The organism is Streptomyces sp. NPDC054813 (genome assembly GCF_053611365.1).
This window is the reverse complement of sequence record NZ_JBSHAF010000044.1, coordinates 32,360-51,757: the sequence shown is the minus strand read 5'-3', so window position 1 is coordinate 51,757 and position 19,398 is coordinate 32,360. Positions and strand designations below refer to the sequence as shown.

At 68.1% G+C, this 19,398-nt stretch carries 14 protein-coding genes and 6 pseudogenes; 11 read left to right on the top strand and 9 right to left on the bottom strand.

Features of this window, described 5'->3' with window-relative positions:
• Positions 1-305: 305 nt before the first annotated feature.
• The 6 genes and pseudogenes from ACWGJB_RS47605 to ACWGJB_RS47580 form a co-directional block, all read right to left on the bottom strand.
• Complete coding sequence (locus ACWGJB_RS47605) at positions 306-1,199, bottom strand: alpha/beta hydrolase (protein WP_453386277.1); 894 nt, start codon at positions 1,197-1,199, stop codon at positions 306-308.
• A 29-nt stretch (positions 1,200-1,228) separates the two neighbouring features.
• Entirely contained in the window at positions 1,229-2,434 is a 1,206-nt protein-coding gene (locus tag ACWGJB_RS47600; protein ID WP_453386276.1) for an alpha/beta fold hydrolase, read from the bottom strand.
• Between the two features lie 191 nt (positions 2,435-2,625).
• Positions 2,626-2,919, bottom strand: a pseudogene (locus ACWGJB_RS47595) (malic enzyme-like NAD(P)-binding protein); the annotation flags it as partial.
• 140 nt (positions 2,920-3,059) lie between these two features.
• Positions 3,060-3,461 (bottom strand): tautomerase family protein, encoded by a 402-nt coding sequence (locus ACWGJB_RS47590; protein WP_453386275.1) that lies wholly within the window; start codon positions 3,459-3,461, stop codon positions 3,060-3,062.
• Positions 3,462-3,611: 150 nt separating this feature from the next.
• On the bottom strand, positions 3,612-4,322 hold the full coding sequence (locus tag ACWGJB_RS47585) for a flavin reductase family protein (RefSeq protein ID WP_453386274.1): 711 nt from the start codon (positions 4,320-4,322) through the stop codon (positions 3,612-3,614).
• A 243-nt stretch (positions 4,323-4,565) separates the two neighbouring features.
• Complete coding sequence (locus tag ACWGJB_RS47580; RefSeq protein WP_453386273.1) at positions 4,566-4,991, bottom strand: nuclear transport factor 2 family protein; 426 nt, start codon at positions 4,989-4,991, stop codon at positions 4,566-4,568.
• Positions 4,992-5,247: 256 nt separating this feature from the next.
• Between ACWGJB_RS47580 and ACWGJB_RS47575 the strand changes: the two genes are divergently transcribed.
• From ACWGJB_RS47575 to ACWGJB_RS47565, 3 genes and pseudogenes are all read left to right on the top strand, one after another.
• A complete protein-coding gene (locus ACWGJB_RS47575; RefSeq protein WP_453386272.1) occupies positions 5,248-5,715 on the top strand; it encodes a winged helix-turn-helix transcriptional regulator in 468 nt (155 codons plus the stop codon).
• A 394-nt stretch (positions 5,716-6,109) separates the two neighbouring features.
• The gene (locus ACWGJB_RS47570; RefSeq protein ID WP_453386271.1) at positions 6,110-6,967 is read left to right on the top strand and encodes an MBL fold metallo-hydrolase; all 858 of its coding nucleotides are present in this window, start codon (positions 6,110-6,112) and stop codon (positions 6,965-6,967) included.
• 1,249 nt (positions 6,968-8,216) lie between these two features.
• A pseudogene (locus ACWGJB_RS47565) lies at positions 8,217-8,488 on the top strand (transposase); the annotation flags it as partial.
• 203 nt (positions 8,489-8,691) lie between these two features.
• On the opposite strand, the gene ACWGJB_RS47560 reads toward ACWGJB_RS47565, so the two are convergent.
• The gene (locus tag ACWGJB_RS47560) at positions 8,692-10,110 is read right to left on the bottom strand and encodes a sugar porter family MFS transporter (RefSeq protein ID WP_453386270.1); all 1,419 of its coding nucleotides are present in this window, start codon (positions 10,108-10,110) and stop codon (positions 8,692-8,694) included.
• A 362-nt stretch (positions 10,111-10,472) separates the two neighbouring features.
• Between ACWGJB_RS47560 and ACWGJB_RS47555 the strand changes: the two genes are divergently transcribed.
• The 6 genes and pseudogenes from ACWGJB_RS47555 to ACWGJB_RS47530 all read left to right on the top strand — a co-directional run bounded on the left by ACWGJB_RS47555 (position 10,473) and on the right by ACWGJB_RS47530 (position 14,331).
• Positions 10,473-11,141 (top strand): HAD family hydrolase, encoded by a 669-nt coding sequence (locus ACWGJB_RS47555; protein ID WP_453386269.1) that lies wholly within the window; start codon positions 10,473-10,475, stop codon positions 11,139-11,141.
• 7 nt (positions 11,142-11,148) lie between these two features.
• Positions 11,149-11,915: pseudogene (locus tag ACWGJB_RS47550) on the top strand (transposase).
• 191 nt (positions 11,916-12,106) lie between these two features.
• Positions 12,107-12,384 (top strand): annotated as a pseudogene (locus ACWGJB_RS47545) (IS1380 family transposase); the annotation flags it as partial.
• Between the two features lie 29 nt (positions 12,385-12,413).
• Positions 12,414-12,700: pseudogene (locus ACWGJB_RS47540) on the top strand (transposase); the annotation flags it as partial.
• Between the two features lie 170 nt (positions 12,701-12,870).
• A pseudogene (locus ACWGJB_RS47535) lies at positions 12,871-13,449 on the top strand (ABC transporter ATP-binding protein); the annotation flags it as partial.
• A gap of 579 nt (positions 13,450-14,028) precedes the next feature.
• Positions 14,029-14,331 (top strand): putative quinol monooxygenase, encoded by a 303-nt coding sequence (locus tag ACWGJB_RS47530; RefSeq protein ID WP_453386268.1) that lies wholly within the window; start codon positions 14,029-14,031, stop codon positions 14,329-14,331.
• Between the two features lie 561 nt (positions 14,332-14,892).
• Here ACWGJB_RS47530 and ACWGJB_RS47525 read toward each other — a convergent pair.
• Positions 14,893-15,783 carry a LysR family transcriptional regulator gene (locus ACWGJB_RS47525; protein WP_453386267.1) on the bottom strand — a complete coding sequence of 297 codons (891 nt, stop codon included), beginning with the start codon at positions 15,781-15,783 and terminating at the stop codon, positions 14,893-14,895.
• A 99-nt stretch (positions 15,784-15,882) separates the two neighbouring features.
• On the opposite strand from ACWGJB_RS47525, the gene ACWGJB_RS47520 reads away from it, so the two are divergent.
• Together ACWGJB_RS47520 and ACWGJB_RS47515 are read left to right on the top strand one after the other, a co-directional pair.
• Entirely contained in the window at positions 15,883-16,248 is a 366-nt protein-coding gene (locus tag ACWGJB_RS47520; protein ID WP_453386266.1) for a YybH family protein, read from the top strand.
• A gap of 171 nt (positions 16,249-16,419) precedes the next feature.
• Positions 16,420-17,574: a hypothetical protein gene (locus ACWGJB_RS47515; RefSeq protein WP_453386265.1), complete on the top strand. Its 1,155-nt coding sequence runs from the start codon at positions 16,420-16,422 to the stop codon at positions 17,572-17,574.
• Between the two features lie 139 nt (positions 17,575-17,713).
• Here ACWGJB_RS47515 and ACWGJB_RS47510 read toward each other — a convergent pair whose 3' ends face one another.
• Positions 17,714-18,466 carry a carbon-nitrogen hydrolase family protein gene (locus ACWGJB_RS47510; protein ID WP_453386264.1) on the bottom strand — a complete coding sequence of 251 codons (753 nt, stop codon included), beginning with the start codon at positions 18,464-18,466 and terminating at the stop codon, positions 17,714-17,716.
• Positions 18,467-19,398 lie beyond the last annotated feature (932 nt).

Here is a 19,398-nt window from a genome sequence, read left to right as displayed (position 1 = left end):
GGGAGCGACGCGACGACATCCACGAGGCCTTCCTCGGCCTCGCCACCTGCCTCATCACCCACCGCCACGTACAGCGCCTTTGTTAGGACCTCTTACAGCAACGGCCCACCGAAGGCGTCAACACCAAGACCAAGCGGATCGCACGCCGGATGCACGGACGAGCCGGCTTCGCCTTCCTCCGCCACCGCATCCTCCTCGGACAACAGCACGCTCTGTCACCACCGAGAGTGAGACAAGGCCCTCGTTTGACAGACCCTCCCCTTCGCTGTGGTCCCTCGGGAGGCGGTGAGCCTGGTGCCGCCCTGTCAGGCGAGGTGTTCCCGGAACCATTCGACGGCGGCGCCGCTCGCCTTGTCGAACTGCTTGACGTACGGGTCGAAGTGGCCGCCGGGGATGGTCGCGAGCCGCTTCGGCTCCAGCGCACGCTCGTAGGCGGCGAGGGCCAGGTCGGTCACGGTGACGGTGTCGTTGAGCGCGACGACCATGAGCAGCGGTGTGGGCGAGACCCTGGCGACCCAGACTCCGGGCTCGTACATGCGTGCGGCACGGGTGGAGCGGACGGTGACCTTGTTGTCCCACACCCCGTTGGGCTTGGGCTGGAGGTAGAAGTCGATGGCCTCCTGTGTCCGGTAGGACGCGGGAACCGCCGGGTCGCTGCCGACGATGGCCTGGCTGCGGGGAGCCTCGCCGCGCAGTTGGGCGCGCTCGTCCTCGTCGAAGGCCGCTTCCAGACCGGCGATCGCCTCCGGTGCCATGCGGCGCAGTCCCTGCTCGAAGCCGCTGATGGTCGGAACCTGGGCGATCACGGCCCGCAGCCGGCGGTCGGTGGCACCCAGGACGATCGCGTGACCGCCGGCGTAGCTGGTGCCCCACAGCCCGATCCGGGCCGGGTCGACCTCGGGCCGGCTCTCCAGATAGGAGATGGCGCGCCGCCAGTCGGCGATCTGCCGCCAGGGGTCGACGTCCTGGCGGGGCGTACCGTCACTGGCCCCGAAGCCGCGGTGGTCGTGCACCAGGACGGCGAAGCCGTTCTCCGCGAAGGTCTGTGCGAACGGCTCGAGGCCGTGTTCCTTCACCCCGGCGTAGCCGTGGGCCATGGTGATGGCAGGGTGCGGGCCCGGTCCGTCCGGCAGGAAGAGCCAGCCGCGCAGGCGTACTCCGCCGTCGGCCTCGAACTCGACATTTTCGCGCTGGGACATGGGACAACCTTTCTGTGGCGGAGGGGACTTCAGCCCTGGTGGAAGTGGTCGGAGTCGATCTCATCGGCCAGCCGGTCACGCAGTTCGGCGGAGAAGCGCAGCAGGGCGCCGAGCGGGCGGTGGTGGATGGCGGCCCGGAGGATCTGGCCGTCCGCGTTCTTGGTCAGGATGGTGACGCCTTCGATGGGCAGCCCGCCGAACGCGGTGGCTTCCCACTCCAGGTAGCTACGCGGACCGTCGACGGCCTCTCGGGTGAAGCGGAGCGATTCGTAGATGGCGCTCGCCGCGCCCATCACCTTCTTCACCTGGTCGCGGCCTTCCACCGGGTGGGTCATGATGCTCGCCTCCAGTACCACGTCCTCGGTGAACGCCGCGCCGAACGCCGTGGCGGACTTCCGCGCGAAGGCGTTCGTCCAGCCCTGGGGAGCCGTGCTGTCCGCGGCGGGAGCGGCTTCGGGGCCGAGGACCCGGGCGAGCAGGCGGTCGAGGAGGCCGGCGACCTCGGCCGCCTGCTCGATGTGGGCCCAGTGGCCGGCCTCGGCCACCGACACCGCCGTGACGTCGGTGAAGCGGGGGGTGATCGCGTCGACCATGGTCTCGGTGACGAATCCGTCGCCCTCGCCGCGGACGATGAGCACCGGGCCGGAGAAGGTGCTCGGCTTCTCGCCGTGGGGGTGTCCGGTGTTCCAGCATTCGGCGAGGGCCCGGATGACCTCCGGATGCAGCCGCGTCCCGGTGGCGAGCAGCCGGTCCAGCTCCGCCGGCGGGAGTGCGACGGACAGGTTCTCGCGTACGCCTCGCTGCCCGGCCTCGTCGCCGCCCAGCGAGCGGAACTGCTGGATCATCTCGTCGGGCAGGTGCACGCCCGCGAGCGGGACTGGGGTCACGAGCATGAGTCCGCGGGCCCGGTCGGGCCTTTGGGCCGCGACCAGTTCGGCCACGGCGGCGCCCATGCTGTGGCCGACGATCACGAACGGCTTGCCGAGGGCGTCGACCACCGCGCCCGCCTCGGCGGCGAACCGGTCGTAGTCGTGGGGCCCGTCGGCCGCATCGCGGTCCCCGCAGCCGGCCAGGTCCAGCGTGACGCATTCGATGCCGGGTGCGGTGAGCTGAGGGATCAGGCGGTCCCAGGCGTACTGGTCGTCGAGGAAGCCGTGGACGAACACCACGGCCAGCTCCCCGTCGCCGGTGCGGCGGTAGCGTACGTCGGTGTCGGCGACCCGTTCCGTCTTCATGTGTGTGTCCTCACTGTCCGGGTGCGTGCGGACGTCGCCCCGGATGGGGACCGGTCCTGGCTTTCGTTTCCTGGCTTTCGATGGGGAAGTGCATCGGACGGGCGTCCGGGTGTGTGACAGGGCGCGTCTCCGGGCGAAGTCTTCGATGTGCGCGGTGTCTTCGGTGTCGTCGGCCTCCGCGTGCTCGGCCGTCAGAGGCGGGCCGCTCCGTCGCGCCGGGCGGCCTCGGCGACCGCGGGGGCCACCCGCGGGTCGAAGGGGGACGGGATGACGAGGTCGGGGTGCAGTTCGTCGGCGACCAGGCCGGCCAGGGCGTGCCCTGCGGCGATCTTCATGCCTGGCGTGATGCGCGAGGCGCGGACACGGAGGGCTCCGGAGAAGATGCCGGGGAAGGCGCGGACGTTGTTGATCTGGTTCGGGAAGTCGCTGCGGCCGGTCGCCACGACGGACGTGTACTTGCTGGCGACGTCGGGGTGGATCTCGGGGGTCGTTCGCCCGGCGGGACGCTCAGGCTCTTTGGTGTGGCCGTCTGCCCTGCTTCCGTGGCGACGGGTGCCGCCGGGCCCCGGACCGCTCCGGTCCGCTGGCAGGCTCCGGGTCCGGTCGGTTGGCGGGAGCGCGGGGTTCACCAGCGCGGAGCCCCTTCGGCGAGCTGGAGTTCGCCCCTTCCGAACGAGAAGCCCTCGTTCGGGACCGGGATCAGGGCGATGAAGATGTCGTCGGGAGAGACATCGAGTGCCTCCACGACGAGCCGGTTGATGGCGGCGGACACCGCGCGCTTGTCCTCCAGGGGCCGGTGGGCGCCGAGGAGAACCGTGATGATCATGGCGTCGGCGGTTCGCCGCATGCCCATGAAGGTCGGGTCGAGGAAGAGTTCGTCCTCGCCGTGCTCGCTGATCATGATGAAGCGGTCGCCCTCGGGGATGCCGAGCCCCTGCACCAGCGACTGGTTGAGGGCGTCGGCGAGCGCGCGCTTCTGCTGCGAGGCGAAGCGACCGGCGGGGATGTGGGCGTTGAAGACCGGCATGGGGAGCTCCTCTTCGGGGGGAAAGTGTCGGTTGTCGAACCGTTCAGGGGGCCTGGTCAGGCCCTGTGTGCGGCGCTGCCGTTCCGGGCGTCCCTGACATACCGTGCGGGGGTGAGCGGCGGGTGTGCGGGCGGCCGGGAGTCGCCGCCGTCACGCCTTCGTGGCTCCGGAGGGGGACCAGTCGGCGCTGTCCACCGGCGACCATCCGTCCGGGCGCCCGTCGAGGCGGTGGCTGCGCCGGCCCAGACGCGCGCTCAATACGTCGTCCGGCAGTGGCGTGACGAACGCGTTGTCGGCGAGGGTGTACTCGGCGGCGAGACGGCCGACCGCGGGAATCGCTCCGGTGTCGATCCGTCCGTTCTGGGCGTAGACGTCGTCCCGGACGTGGAAGCGCACGACCCTGCCCCAGACGACGTGGTCGTTCACGTCACCGATCTGGATAACGCGGTCGACGACGCACTCCATCGCTATCGGGGAGTCCTTCACCCGCGGCACCTTGACCACCTCGCAGTCCGCCTTCTCGAGGCCGACCTCGTCGAACTCGTCCTGGGAGCTGTCGAATTCGACGGCGCTGCGGTGCATCTCGTGTGCCTGCGGCAGCGTGACCAGATTGGTGACGAACTCGCCCCTGTCCCGGATGTTGATGAGCGTGTCCTTCAGTGTCCCGTCCGACCGTGGCTGAACGGTCAGGGACACGATCGGAGGCATCCGGCTCACCACGGTGAAGAACGAGATCGGCGCCAGGTTGGCGACGCCGGATTCCGACTGGGTGCTCACCCAGCCGATCGCGCGCGGAGTGACCGCCCCGATGAGGAGTTTGTACGCGGAGGTCGCGTCCAGTTCGTCACTGTTGATGATCACGTTCATTTCCTCTCTGACATGTGCGGCGGCATGCCGCCGGTGAAGGTGCGGCTGTGGCGGGGCTCCGGGCGGGCCGGGGAGATCGCTGCCGGCCGTGGTGCGCTCCGCCCGTGCACCGGTGAGCGAGGCGGGACGACCGCGCCCTCGGGGCCCGGCCGGTGCGTCGCCGCTTCGGGCAAGGCCCGGGTCCGGATCGCCAAGAGGCCTTCATGCCATGCCGGTTAGGGGGATCAGGCGGACGGATCAGCCGGCCGCGGAGAGGAAGAGCTCAAGGCCCTCGAGCACGTCACGGCCCTTGGCGGTGTCGGCGTACAAGCGCGCCTCGGTGATCAGTCCGCCGGTGACGGCGAACAGGAGGAGGTGCTCGTTCTCCATGGTGCGGCCGTTCTTCGCCTTCGCCCGGGCCCGGACGGGGACCACCACGTGCGACCCGGCGTCGAGGACCGTGTGAAGGTCGTAGTTGAAGTACTCGTAGTAGTGGTCGAAGAGGTCCTTGTAGAAGGCCACGAAGCCCTCACGGCCGTGGAAGGTCCCGCCGTAGGGCAGCGAGGTGGGGAAGTGGAAGACGACGTCCGGCGACATCAGGGCCACCAGGTCGGACGAGTCGTTCTTCTCGAACCCGGTGTATGCGCGGTGGCAGGCATCGACGATCGCCTGGTTGCTCGACATGGTTCCTCCAAGCTCATGGCTGGGTGCGGTGCTGGGTCAACGCCGGTCCACTCGCCCCGGTCGTCGGCACGGTGGCGCGCGGAGCGGACTGGGGATCAAGGGGACGGGCCGGTCGGCTCGCGAGTGTGCGGCGTCCGGGGCCGAAAGGGGCTGCGGCGATGTCTCTCGACGGCCCCGTTGCCGCTAAGTTCCCATTTGGAACCCAGGAAGTCAAGGGCTGGGTTCCAAATGGCAACCCTGGAGCTACCCTAGGCGTATGGACTGGCGAGAACTCGATCTGAGCAACTGCAGCGTCGCCGCGACCCTGAGTCTGATCGGCGACCGGTGGACCCTGTTGGTCCTGCGCGAGATCTTCGCCGGACTCCATCGCTTCGACGAGATCGCGCAGCACCTCGGGGTCTCCCGCCGTGTCCTGACCGAGCGCCTCGGGCAGCTTGTCGCGGCGGGGCTACTGGAACGCCGCAGTTACCAGGAGGCCGGGCAGCGCGTACGCCAGGAGTACCACCTGACGCAGGCCGCGCACGACCTCCACTGGGTCCTGGCCGCCCTCCTGCAGTACGGAGACACGCACCTCGGCGGCCTCGAGGGCCCGCCGGCTCTCCTGAACCACACCGGCTGCGGTGGCCGCGTACACCTGGAACTGCACTGCTCCTGCGGGCACGAGGTCACCACCTCCGAGGTGAAGCCCATCACCGGCCCCGGCGCCCGAAGCACTTCCGCCTGACGGCGCCCCTCCTCCGCGCCCCCTCCCGCCCGGCCCGGCTGCCCGCGGCGGGGGCGCGCGGCGATCAGGGGCGAGGAGGCGCCGGGTACGGCGCCCGCCCAGCGGCGACGAGACTGCCTTCCTGGCACCCTCTTGCCGACATAAGTGAACATGCTACGGTTATTACATCCGAAGACAGCTTGCCGGCCACCGCTCGGGCGAACACGACCGGGATCGACGGGACTGCCTTCGACGGAGCGCCACGCCGCTCAACCGCGGTGCGGACACACGCCCACCGGAACGGGTCCTCACGCCCGCCCGCCTTGGCAAGCGCCCGGCCCGCCGTCTGGCCGCGAGCAGACGGCGCCGCGCGAGCCGCGTTTCCCCATTTCGCCCCGCGAAGGAGCGCGTCACCATGACCTCATCCTCCCCCGCCCCCTTGGCCTACGAAGTTCTCGTCCAGGAGGGCACCCCTCGAGCCGGCGGCGAGCAGTTGCCCAACGGTCAAGGGCTCGTCTCCTCGCCCCTGAGCTCGACGCTGATCTTCGGCGAGGAGGACGCCGTACTGGTCGACCCGCCCCTGACCATCGAGCAGACCGAGCGGGTAGGCGACTGGATCGAGCGCTCCGGAAAGCGTCTGGCCTACATCTACGCCACCCACGGGCACGGCGATCACTGGTTCGGCACCGCCGGTCTCGTCAAGCGGTTCCCCGGCGTCACCGTCTACGCGACCCCCGGCACCATCGAGGTCATGCACCAGCAGGCCACCGTGGGCCGCGAGGAACTGTGGGACAAGCAATTCCCCGGTCTGATCCCCGATACCCCCGTGCTGGCCCAGCCCGTGCCGGCGGAGGGCTTCGAACTGGAGGGCAACCTCGTCGAGGCCATCGAGGTCGGTCACACCGACACCGACAAGACCACGGTGCTGCACGTGCCTACGATCGGTCTCGTGGTGGCCGGCGACGTCGTCTACAACGGCGTACACCAGTACATCCTCGAAGGCGGCGAGGGCGGCCTGGAGGAATGGCTCGGGGCCCTGGACCGTGTGGCCGCGCTCCAGCCGCGCGCAGTGGTGGCCGGTCACAAGAACAAGGACCTGCCCGACGATCCGGCCACCATCGAGGAGACCCGCCAGTACCTGCTGGACGCGATCCGGCTGCTGGGCCAGAAGCCCACCGCCCGCGAGTACTTCGACCGGATGACGGCCCTCTACCCGGACCGCCTCAACCCCGGCCCGGTCTGGTACGGAGCGGTCGGCCTGCTGGGAGCCTGACGCCAAGAAGCAACCGGCCCGCCGGAACGCCGGAACCCCTGAGGTCCGCCGAGCACCACGCGGCCGGGAGACTACATGTCCAGTCGTCTCCCGGCCGCGTGCGTTCAGCCGAGCGTACGGTCGCGGAGGCCGTCAGCCACCGGCGGTCACCGTCACGGTGACATGCCCGCCGACGCGGCGTCAGGGTCGCGGACTCCAGGTCCTGTACGGCCAGCGTGTGCTGTCCGTGTGCGGCGGACGTCGCCTCGGACGCCGAACCCGCACGACGACGCCGCAGACCGAATGGGGTCCGCCCGTCGCCGAACGGGGCCGCGTCCACGATCCGAGGGGGATGTTGAGCGCGCCGGGGATGCGGGGACTGTTCACCGAGCGGATGTGCTCGCCTGCGGGCCGGCCCCGGCGGGACACCGCCTGTTGCATTGGCATGAGCGGCGGCGCCCACACCGTCCACCGGCAAGCAGTTGACCACTACCAGCATCTCAGCCTGCTTGGCCCGCGACCGGCACTGACCGCCAGCACGTCGCCGCATTCGGTTCCGACACCGGCGGCTTCGTCGGCTTCCTCGGTGGGCCCGCCATCTGCCGAGGGTGTTACTGGCGCTCAGCGTGAGAGAGGCCATGTCAGCCCCTTGGGATCGCTGGCAAGCCGCCGATTCGCCCCTGCGAATCGCTTATATGTCTGTATGTCGCAGACCTGTCGATCGAGTCACCGGACGGCTACGGTGAGCAGCTCTCGGGGGAGGCTGAAATGGCCCAATATCGGTGTAGGCGATGTTCGCGAATCTATGAGGGATACAAGTGTCCGAGCTGCCCTGAGCAGTTCGAGACCTGGAAGTACTGCAGCGTCTGCGACGGCGCAGGTTGCCACGCCTGCGGGCGCCCCAGGGACCAGAAGGTGGGCCTGCCGGGATGCGTCTCGCTGTTCGGCTACATCCTCGCGATCATGGTTGTGTGCGTCCTCTTGACGTCGGTCGGCTGGCCCGCCAGTCATCAGATCAACGAGCTCTATCACTGGCTGACACACCTGCGAGCGCCCGGAAGCGCCCCCGTACACTGACCAGCCACAGGGTCGGGCCCTTGCCGGTATTCCACGTCGCCCACTACGGGGCCTGCTCCAGGTCGCGCCGTGGCATGGCCACGCCCTCGCGGCCTATGCACTCGGATACAACTGCGTCGAAGACGTCGGCCGCCTTACGCCACTGCGCCGATGCTTGCCCTGTGACGCGCACGAGCCCCCGGACCTTGAGCAGTTGATCGGGCAGGTGGTCGACCGGGCCCGCACGAGTGGCCCGCAGTTGACCGGTGAGGGCGGGCTGCTGCAGCAACTGACCAAGCGCGTGCTGGAATCCGCTCTCGAAGGCGAGATCACCGACCACCTCGGCTATGAGAAGCATGACCCGGCCGGTGCCGGCAGCGGCAACAGCCGTAATGGGGCCCGGTCCAAGACTGTGCTGACCGACGTCGGCCCGTGGAGATCACGGTGCCGCGTGACCGCGACGGCAGCTTTGAGCCGCAGATCGTGACGGCCTTACCTAACCCCGGCCTGGGCTGTCGGTGGCCTGCAAGTGCCCATCTCCTCGGGCCGCCCGCCGTCAGAGGGCCCCGGATCCCATGACGGGGGAGCCGGACCAAACCTTGCAGGACTTCGTTGAGTGGCCCGTGCCCTGACCTTGCGTTCCGACCTCTGCAAGCGGTTCGGAGCCGCACTTTGCCACGTGGTTCTCCTCAGACGCGGGCGAAGTCGCGGGGGCGGAACTTCCCGCTCTTCAGGTGCCTCTCGATGTCTTCGAGGCTGTGCCCGGTGAGCTCCGGCATTCGCCGCCACACGAACAGCCACGCCGCGACGTTGAACATCCCGTAAATCCAGAACACCTGGCCCACACCGAAGATGCTGATCATCGTCAGCAGGGTCAGCGTGATCAGCAGGTTCGTGCTCCAGAGCGTGGCCGACTGCACGCTTGTGGCGGCGGCACGCACCGACAGCGGGTAGATCTCGGAGCCGGTCAGCCAGCCCATCAGCTGGAGCCCGCCAGCGTTGAAGAACATGAAGGCCAGCAGGCAGGCGACGATGGCTGGCACGTAGTCACGGGTGGCGTGGCCGGTGATGAAGAAGGCTCCGAGGGCGAACAGGCTGAACGCCGCGCCGGGCACCATCACCAGGGTCAGCCGACGGCGCCCGACCTTGTCGACGATCACCAGGCCGACCACCATCATCACCAGGTAGGTCATGCCCAGCGCCACGCTGACCCATAGCGCGGTCGTTTTGGAGAAGCCGTTGTCGGTCAGGATGGTCGGGGCGTAGTAGATGATCATTTCGATGCCGGACAGCTGGGTGAAGACGGCGATGCCGCAGCCGACCACCAAAGCCGGGCGCACCCATGGCTGCCACAGCCCGCTCCACCCGCGGTTGCATCTGCTGGTTCGCTGTTGGCGTCCCTCCAAGGCGACGAACTCCTCGAGCTCTGAGGAGATGTCGTAGCCGTCGGGCCGTATGTCTTCAAGCACCCGTGCGGCTTCGTCCACGCCGACGCGGCCGTGTCTGAGGACCAACCACCGCGGGCTCTCGGGCAGGCGCAGCTGCAGGAGAAGCATCACCAATGCCGGTGCGGCGGCGGCGCCGATCGCCGCCCGCCACGACACAGCCTGGCTCGCGCCCACGAGCGTCGCGATGACGATGCCAACGCCGATGGCGAGCTGGAAGCAGAGCACGAGCCCTCCGCGGATCGCCTTGGGGGCCAGCTCGGCGATGTACATGGGCACGGTCTGGGTGGCGCCGCCGACGGCCAAGCCGAGCACCACCCGGGCCAGGGCCAGGCTGACCGCAGTGGGGGCGAGTGAGCTGCTCACGCTGCCGAGCATGAACACCACGCAGATCAGCAGGATCGTGCGGTGCCGGCCGATGCGCGCGGACAGCAGGCTGCAGGCGAGGGCGCCGATCACGGCGCCGAGCAGGATCGCGGCGGCGATCACCTGCTTCATGTCGTTTCCGATGTGGAATTCCCTGGATATCTGCAGCAGTCCGCCGGAGATGATGCCCGTGTCGTAGCCGTACAGCAGTCCGCTGATGGCAGATACCACGGCCGCCATCAGCATCCGCCCGTTCAGGGCCTTGGTCGGTGGCGCCTTGTCTGCGATATGGGTCATGGTTCCTCCAGGGCGGTGAACGGACCCTCATCCATCCTCGAACCGGGGGCTGGGCCCTCATCGCTCGGCTGTCCTGCCACGGCGAGGCCCAGTACGTGACGGCCTGTCGCTGTTGGCATTCACTTGAGCAGCACCACACGACGGTGACGGCGCGGAAGGCTTCAGCGGTGCCCAAGGTGGCATTCGCCTTATCCTCGGCAGCAGCGGAGACGACACAGAATCGAACCTCCCGGTGACAGCCTGCGCGTAGCGGGTGACTGGCGACATGGCCCAGGGAGACAAATTGGTCTCTTCATCTCACCCCAAGGGGCCTAAGGGCCGTCCCGTAAATGATCTTCAGGCCCTCCTGGCATGATCACGGCGTGACCAGTGAGCGTGTGCAGCCCGGCCCCAGGAAGTGCGTCCTCTTCGACGTCGACGGCACGTTGATCGACGCTGTGGACAACCAGCGTCGGGTCTGGGCAAGTTGGGCGGGGCGATACGGAGTGGACGCGATTGAGGTCTATCGGGTGGCCCTGCGGACACGGCCGATGGAGACCTTCGCAAAGGTGGCTCCGGACCAGGACCCAAGGGAGTGCCTGGCTGCGCTGCACGAACTGGAGGACGAGGACGTCCGGTCTGGCGTCTATGCGGCGTTCGACGGCGCGTCGCAGCTGCTGGGCACCCTGCCGTCGGGGGAGTGGGCGCTCGTGACCTCCAACTACGAGCACCGGGTGCGCGGGCGATTTGCTCGTACGGGCCTGCCGGTCCCGCGCGTCATCGTGGACGCCGCCGCCGTGGAAGAAGGCAAACCCTCGCCCGTGCCCTACCTGTTGGCCGCCGAGCAACTCGGTGTCCGGCCCGAGAACTGCCTGGTTATTGAGGACGCCCCGTCCGGAGTCGAAGCAGGGCTGCGGGCCGGTATGACGGTGTGGGGCGTCAACACCGCGGCTGCGGTGGCCGGCGTACACCGTCACTTCGCGAGCCTGCGCGAAGCGGTCCCCGATATCCTCGCCTTCGCCCGGCTGGAGGGATCAGCCGGAGTGGGATGATCACGGTGTGGCTGGTGTGATCACGGCGTCGGAGTCGTCCTGGATAGCCCCGTTCACCGGGATCAACCCGCGCCAGTTCGCCAAGCTGGTGACCGTGCTGCGGCGTGCGGGCGCAGTCGCGGTTCGCAGGGGCGGCCGTGGAGCCTGTCTCTGGAAGATCGGGCGCTGCTGGTCGCGACGTACTGGCGAACCAACTTGGCGATGCGCCAGCTCGCCCTGTTGTTCGGGGTGTCGAAGTCGGCCGCCGACCGCATCATCGACGACCTGGGGCCGAAGCTCGCGCTGCAGCCGCGCACGCGGTTTGCAAGGGACGCCGTGCTGATCGTGGACGGCACTCTGGTGCCGACCCGCGACCACACGGTGGCCGAGCAGTCCAAGAACTATCGGTACTCCACCAACCATCAGGTCGTCATCGACGCCGATACCCGACTCGTCGTCCTGGTCGGTCGGCCCGTGCCCGGCAACCGCAACGACTGCAAGGCGTGGGAGGAATCCGGTGCAAAGGCTGCTGTCGGCGCCACGACGACGATTGCCGACGGCGGCTACCCCGGTACCGGCCTGGTGATGCCACACCGTCGCCGCAAGGGCGAGGAGTTGACCGCCTGGAAAGAGGAGCACAACAAGTCTCACAAACAAGTCCGCGCCCGCGTCGAGCACGTCTTCACGCGCATGAAGGGCTGGAAAATACTGCGAGACGGCCGTCTCAAAGGTGACGGTGTCTACCACGCCATGTGCGGCATCGCCCGCCTGCACAACCTCGCCCTCGCCGGATAGAGAGCGGTCCGCCAGTCGGCCGATCTCACTCTCCCGCGCTAAAGATCATTTACGGGACGGCCCTTAGCGTCGCCCTTTCACGAGGCGGGCTGTCCATCTAGTGATCATGAATGCAGAAAGTGCCTCTGACCAGGGAGAATGAGGATTTCTGAGGTCCATGTTTCTCGCCACCGGTCGGAGGCAGTTTCCAGGTGAAGAAGCGTATTGGGTCCTATCCGCGTGTCCGCGTCGGCGGGGGTCGCGGAGTGGTTTCGCAGGCCGGTGCGGTCGCGGGTCGGAAAGATCCTGCTGGATGTGGCGCTTGCCGTCGCACTGGGCGGAGACTGCCTGGCCGATGTGGCCCCGTTGCGTGCTGAGCCGGCCGTGCTCGGGCCGGTGGCCTCCGACCCGGGCGGCCTCCCGCCTGGTCGGACAGCTGGCGTCGGGCGGCAAGCGGGTCCTGACCGCGCTGCACACCGCCCGTGCCGAAAGTGACAGCGATCCGGGCAGTCTCCCGGCGTGTTCGACGAGCGTGCAGTTGAAGTCTGGAACGACGAACTCGAGGAACTGTTCCTGCGTACCGGCCACCGCTTCAGGCGCGTCGAGCCGCGTCGCAGGATGCGTGACTACATCCGTGGGCTACTGGGCCCGGTCGGCCGCAAAGACGGCTGGCAGCTGGCTGAACACGCCGGACACCGTACACCGACCGCCTCCAGCGGCTCCTCAACGGCGCCTGCTGGAACGCCGATGAGCTCCGCGACGACCTCCAGCACTACGTAGTCGAACGACTCGGCGCGCCCGACGGGTCCTCATCCCCGTCTCCTCCTTGCACTCGTCCACCTGTCGCTGTGGGCCCTGGCCACAACCCTCACTGCACAGGGCCATCCGGTCAGCGCTTCAACCGGCGGACACCTGCTGCACACCCTGGGCTACAGCCTGGCCCAGTTCTCCCACCTGAATGCCACCGCCACCGCAGAGGGGCGAACCGCTCGCCGTCGTCGGCCGGTCCGAGTCCGGCAAGTCCACCCTTCTCAACAGCATGGGTACCCTCGACCGCCCGACCGGCGGCGTTGTCGAGATCGACGGCAAGGACGTGACCTCGCTCTCCGACCGGGCGCTGTCCGTACTGCGTGGACGTCGACTGGGTTTCGTCTTCCAGCAGTTCCACCTCACCGACGGCCTCAGGGCATGGGAGAACGTCGCCACCGGACTGATGTACGCCGGACTGCCCCGCCAACAGCGCCGTACCCTTGCATCCGCCGCGCTGGCTCGGGTGGGTCTGGCACACCGCGTCACCCATCTGCCCCGCCAGCTCTCCGGTGGTGAGAAGCAGCGTGTCGCCAGCGCCCGTGCCCTGGTCAACGGTCCCGCCCTGGTGTTCGCCGACGAACCGACCGGAGCCCTGGACACCGCGAAAGGCGCGGCCGTCCTCGAACTGCTCACCGCACTCAACAAGGAGGGCACGACGATCGTGATCATCACGCATGAACGGGGCCTCGCCACCCGGCTGCCGCGCCAGGTGACGATCCGGGACGGCCGCGTCATGTCCGACACCAACGGCGGCGTCACACCAGTGGCAACGGGCAGTCGACATGTCCGACTTCCCAGCTTCTGCCACCACAGGCACAGCGCATTCCGCTCCCGTCCGGGTGCGGCTGCCCCGCTCGACCTGCTGGGCCTGGGCCCGCTCGGCATCCGTACGAGAAAGCTGCGGGCGGCACTTGTCGTTTCTGGTTCGGGGGCGGGGTGGCGTGGAGCATGTTGGTGCCCAGGGCGGAGAACTGGTTCAGCAGGGCCTTCTGACTCGATGCGGGAATGCCGGTCACGATGGGGCCACTGCCTCGCGGCTCGGCTCACCGAACTGCTCCCTGTCGATGCATGACCTGGGGTAGTTCGCTGTGCCCGAGGGGCGCCCGTCGCATAGGCTGAAAAGGGACGTCGGCCGGCGCAACGCGGCACGCAGGGAGATTCCTTACCTCCGTGTCGGCAGCGGAGCTTGACCCGCTGATCGAGGCCGCAGCAGTCGGTGGCCACCGCCGCTGAGGTCGGCCAGGCGCAGGCGGGCCCGAGCTCAGCACTACAGAGGCTGACGACCCCCACGCCTTGGGTGCGAGAGGGCAATAGGAGAGGTGACATGCCTGCATACGGATTCTTCGTGCAGTTCGAAGCCAAGCCGGGCAAGGAAGACGACGTGGCTCGGTTCCTCGTCGACGCCAAGGCCCTGGTCGAGGCGGAGCCGGGAACCCTGGCCTGGTTCGCCTTCCGGCTCGGACCCAGCACCTTCCGGATCTTCGACGCCTTCGAGACCGAAGACGACCGCGAAGCGCACTTCCAGGGAAAGGTGAAGGAGCAGATCCAGGCCCGTGGCGATGAGCTGTTCAGCACGCCCCCCACGATCACCCCGGTGAACGTGCTCGCCTCCAAACTCCCGGATTAGCCGTCGGCTAGTGGAGGCGTTGCCGTGGACGTTCCGCTGCAGTGTATGAACCCAGCACCTCGCCGAGACCGACCCGGGGACATGAGACTTCTGCGGTGAATGCGGCTCGCGACGCCTTCGGGCAGGTCGTGTTCTCGCCGTGCATGCGGCGCACGGACAAGTCGATGCGCAGAGGCCGGCCTGCGAGAGTGACATCGGCGAGGCTCCGTACATAGCGGCTGTGGCATCACGCACTGAGCTGTCCACATCCCGTACATCCCGCTGGTTCATCGGATCTCGTGCGAGCGCGGACCGCCACCACAGCGCCGGATTCCTCGACCGAGATCACCAGCACCTCAGACAACTGCGGTAGCAGACTCGCCAGTTCAACAGGACACAGCCATAGACTGCATCCCCTGCGGACCGACTGACCGTGTCACCGAGATGATCTCCGGCTACGAAAATCCAGCCAGAGCGACGTTCAGGTGTACGCCGACACCTGTCCCGCTGACCACTCCACAGCCCGTCTGCTGGCGCAGCCCATTTAAGCCAAACCCGCATCAGATGCTGAAGGGTTTCCCGCTACGCAGGGTCGCGTTTGATGAATGCTTGCCGACTGTGCACGAGCAACTCGCGCACCGCAGGGCTGTGCGTGCTCTTCCAGATCAGAGCTAGCACGGCGGGTGCCTCGACATCGTCGATGATGCGGGTGGTGAGCAGGTCGCGATAGCTCGCGGCCATTGAGTCGCTGAGGATAGCGACGGCGAGTCCGCGGGCGGCGAGGTGGGCAATGGCCTCCGCTGCGCTGGCTTGCAGCGCGATTGCAGGTTGGAGGCTCTGTGCGGCGCAGGCACGGTCGAATACTGTGCGCAGACCCGTGCCAGGTGGCATGCACACGATCGGGTGGGTGGCAACGTCACGCAGGGTGACCCGCCGCAGTTTCACCAAGGGGTGCCCAGCGGGAACTCCTACGACGAGTCGCTCGCTGATGATCGTCATCGCGTCCAGCCCATCGGGCGTGGCCGTTGTGGTCCCGACGAGAGCCAGGTCGATGGTGCCGGCCCGCGCCCCTTCGACAAGCCGGTCGGAGCTGTCCTCCAGCAGCGAGATCTCCACACCAGGATGCGCCCGGTGGAATGCGGCGAGAGCGTCGAACAACGGTGTGACGGTGCAGCCGATGACCATCCCGACCGCGAGCCGACCCTTGATCAGGTCGGTCACCTCACTTACTGCCTGGCCGACCGCCCCAGCCGCGGCGAGCGTGGCGCGGGCATGTTCGAGCGCGGCTCTTCCCGCAGCAGTAAGGGTGACGGTGCGCGCTGACCGGTCAAACAGCTCGGTACCCAGTTCACGTTCCAGCTGGCGGATCTGGGCGCTGACGCCGGACTGGCTGATGTGAACCCGCTCGGCTGCCCGAGTGAAGTTCCGCTCTTCCGCGACTGCGACGAAATATTCCAACTGCCTCAGATCCATGACCGCAGATTCTAGTTGTCAGTAGATCTATCTGTTGGACTTCTGATCAGTGGGCGACCACGCTGGGAAGGCACCGAAGTCAGACGTCAGGAGGAACCCATGCCGGGATACGAGAAGGCCATGCGGCCCGAAGACATCACCCGCTTGTTCATCGAACGATCCAATGCCGGTGACGCGGCCGGGGTCGCCGCCCTCTACGAAGAGAATGCGGTGATGGCCTACCCGCCCGGCGACCGGACGGTGGGCCGAGAGGCGATCCGTGTGCTCTGGGAGAAGGTGCTGGCCAATCGCCCCCGCTTCGAACCGGAACAACCGCTGCCCACGCTGATCAGCGGCGATATCGCCCTCACCTCGACCCCGCCGAAGGACGGGGCCGGCGCCCGGGCGCAGGTCGTCCGGCGCCAGCCTGACGGAAGCTGGTTGCGCCTGCTCGACCAGCCTGAATTCGTCCCACCCACCCACTGAACCCCGTCCACCGTCCCGGCGGAGGAGTCGTCCCACGAGACCACCCGGACGAGCTACCACAGGGGCTCCAACACACCGTCACGGACATGTAGCTATGAATCGTCGCAGTTCAGAGCGGTTTCCAAGCTCCTGCGGTCGGTAAAGTCGAGTACAAGCGTATTGTCGACGCCGGTGTCATCAACCAGTCCCGGAGGCCGGCGGCACGGGCTGGCGTGGTGCTTCACGGATCTCTGTACGGCCGGATCCGAGGTGGGCTACGAGGCGATGCGCCACCGGATCGAGGACTTCGCGGTCTGGGCCTCCCAGCTAGCGGTGCGCCTGGGCCGCAGGCATGAGGTCGTCCCCGACGACCCGCACGGGGCGCTCGGGGTGGCGCGCTTCCGGCGCACGCTGGCCTGGCATATCGCCCGCAGACCGGGCGGGCTGGTGGCGCTGGCCATCCAGTACGGGCACATGCGCACCGCGATGAGCGCCGGGTACGCTGCCCGTGGCCGCGGGGGCATCCACGAGCTGCTCGACATCGAGACCGCCCGGGCCACCGCCGACACCCTCACCACCCTCCACGACGCTCTCGCCGTTGGGACCGGAATCTCCGGCCCTGCCGCCCGGCGAGCGATCCACGCCGCCGCCCAAGCCCCGGCCTTCGCCGGGTCCATCCGCACCCACTGCCAGGCCCGGGACATCCTCGGCAACCCGGCCCTGACTGTCTACGACAACCCGCGAGCGTTCCTGATGTGCGTCTACGACCGCGACCGAGCGCTCTGCCACCGCCTAGATGTCTCCGACACCCCGCGGCTGGACCGCCGCCAGCCGTCGTGCGCAAACGTCGCGCGCACCGACCACCACGCTGATCAACTCCTACGACAGGCCATGAGCTTGGAGAAACAGGCCCCCGCCGAGGCGCTCCCCATGAGCCCCGCCCTCGATGAGCGCCAGCGCATCCGCGCCGCCATGGACCGCATCCTCAACGGCACACCCGAACACTCCAACGGCGCCCTCACGATCGTCGCCCTCGCCGTCGAAGCCGGTGTCCCGCGCAACGCGCTCACCCAGCGGCACATTGACCTGAAGAACGAGTTCTACGAGAAGGTCCGCGCGCGCGGCGCCACCCCGGACAGCGAGCAGCGCCTGCGCAAACAGGTCCGCCGACTCAAGGAGTTACGGGCCGCCGACGCGGAGGAAATCGCCAAGCTCAAGGCCGACGTCGAGGCACTGGTGGGCGCTCTGCACCGAACCACCGTGGAGAGCGGTCGCCTGCGCCATCAACTGGCGGATCGTGCTTCGGTGGTCCGCGCGCTCCCGGCGCAGGCGCCTTTCCGCCAGTAGCGGCCAGATGTAAGCCGGTGTACAAGGCGCCTTCCGCTCGTCAGCCGTTTCACCAAGGTGAGGGACGCACTGAATCCGAGGCGTTCGCGGCGCCGGGGGCCATCCCGTACGCGCGAACCCCTCGGATTCTGCTTCTGAGCTAGAAGGCCGCTGTCCGGTCTTCGCTGCGCGGGTCGATCACCTGGTGCTCGGTGTAGATGCCCGCGCGCGCCTCACGACGCCAGGGACGCCCGTAGGTCACTGCGTCGGCGGCGGCCTCGGAACTGTCGTCGAGGTTCACGACGGCTACCGATGGCGAGTCGTCCGTGGGGCACCGCGCAAGCCAGTGGCCATTGGGAGCGACGATTCCGGACGGTGCGGTGGCGCTGTGCTGTGCCGGCCCTGACAAGCTGACCCAGTAGCTGTTGGCCGCGGCGTGGCCTTGGGCTTGGGCGGCGGTGTTACCCGGGGTGCCGCTGGTAGAGAACAAGACGCAGTCGACATCCAGCTTCTCGTATTCTGCGAACAACTCCGGGTAGTGGATCTCCATGCCGAGCAGGCAGCCGAAGCGCACACCGTCGACCTCAAAGGTCACCGGTGAGACGCCCGGCGAGTACATGTACGAGACCTTCGTCTTCGACAGGAGACGCTCGTCGTAGCGCGTGACGACGGCGCCGCGATCGGAGATGACGTAGAGACTGTTGTGCGGGCGGTTCGGCTCGGTCAGGCGATGCACCGATGCAATCACCGTCCACAGCCGCAACTCGCGGGCCAGCTCGGCGATCGCGGCCAACTCCGATTGGACCACGGGCCACTGGCACCGGTCCCAGTCCGCCGGGCCGACCGCGTCCGGGCCGTCGACGGACATGACGAACTTGCTGGGAAAGCAGATCGCGCCTTCCGGAAAGTGCACGATCCTCGCTCCCTGAGCACTGGCCTCGCGCATCAGACACGGACCTCACGCCCGCTTTCGCGCAGCGCTTCAACGCCTCGGGGGTCTTCGCGTACGAGCGTCTGCGCTACGGCGAGCCGCACGCTCTTGGGATTCCTTGCTTCCGACATGACGTCTCCTGATGGAGTCGGACGGAAGTGCCGGAGGGCGGACGTGTAGGACTCACCGGTCTTGGCGGCGCGGGCACGCACCTGGCGCTTGAAGTTCCTACGGGCTGTCATCGCGGCCTTCCACGCCTTGAGCGGGCTCCCCAGCAACGTCGCCCGAGGCGATCGGGCTGCAACAACGACCTGAGACGCTGGTCCCTTTGCCTCCGACGGGAGACCGCGCTGGGGACGGTCGCGGGAGGTTCGGCGTAGGCCACGCAGTCGATCATCATGCCGTCGCTCGCGAGCTCCGTCAACATCCTTCAACACGTCCAGCGCACCGTCGAATTGCCGGCGGCTGAAAAGAAACACCTCAGCTCAACACGCTGAACTTGACAGGGAAGTCGACGGTCAGCTGGTAGCGGGTCTTGTCGGCGGCCCAGTCGGCGACGTACTGGCACCAGTAGCCGGTGTACGGCGCATCCACTGGGCTGGGGCCTCGTCGATCTTCGACCGGTTGGAGGTTCTCGAGGCACAGGTGGAGATGCCTGCCGGTCCGCGGCTGTCCGTGAGCTTCGCGTACGGCACCCCGTCCTTCACGACGGGGGGCTGCGCGCCCTGTACGCGATCGTGCGTCCCTGCCCTGAACTCGCCGTCCTGTCACCGCAGGTGGAGTTCCAGCACGTTGTGGTGCGCGATGAGTACGAAGCCCGGCAGCTGGCCCGCGTGATGTCGCCGCGGGCCTGATCGCGCACCTGGGCCTGTCCCGCGGCGCGGGCAGCCTGGAACTCTGACGCCGTCTGCCCG

Bases quoted from the DNA above. Each gene is read 5' to 3' on its own strand.
- ACWGJB_RS47530 (WP_453386268.1), top strand. From the start codon at position 14,029: ATGCCTGCATACGGATTCTTCGTGCAGTTCGAAGCCAAGCCGGGCAAG.
- ACWGJB_RS47590 (WP_453386275.1), bottom strand. From the start codon at position 3,461: ATGCCGGTCTTCAACGCCCACATCCCCGCCGGTCGCTTCGCCTCGCAG.
- ACWGJB_RS47520 (WP_453386266.1), top strand. From the start codon at position 15,883: ATGCCGGGATACGAGAAGGCCATGCGGCCCGAAGACATCACCCGCTTG.
- ACWGJB_RS47575 (WP_453386272.1), top strand. From the start codon at position 5,248: ATGGACTGGCGAGAACTCGATCTGAGCAACTGCAGCGTCGCCGCGACC.
- ACWGJB_RS47580 (WP_453386273.1), bottom strand. From the start codon at position 4,991: ATGTCGAGCAACCAGGCGATCGTCGATGCCTGCCACCGCGCATACACC.
- ACWGJB_RS47570 (WP_453386271.1), top strand. From the start codon at position 6,110: ATGACCTCATCCTCCCCCGCCCCCTTGGCCTACGAAGTTCTCGTCCAG.
- ACWGJB_RS47605 (WP_453386277.1), bottom strand. From the start codon at position 1,199: ATGTCCCAGCGCGAAAATGTCGAGTTCGAGGCCGACGGCGGAGTACGC.
- ACWGJB_RS47525 (WP_453386267.1), bottom strand. From the start codon at position 15,783: ATGGATCTGAGGCAGTTGGAATATTTCGTCGCAGTCGCGGAAGAGCGG.
- ACWGJB_RS47560 (WP_453386270.1), bottom strand. From the start codon at position 10,110: ATGACCCATATCGCAGACAAGGCGCCACCGACCAAGGCCCTGAACGGG.
- ACWGJB_RS47600 (WP_453386276.1), bottom strand. From the start codon at position 2,434: ATGAAGACGGAACGGGTCGCCGACACCGACGTACGCTACCGCCGCACC.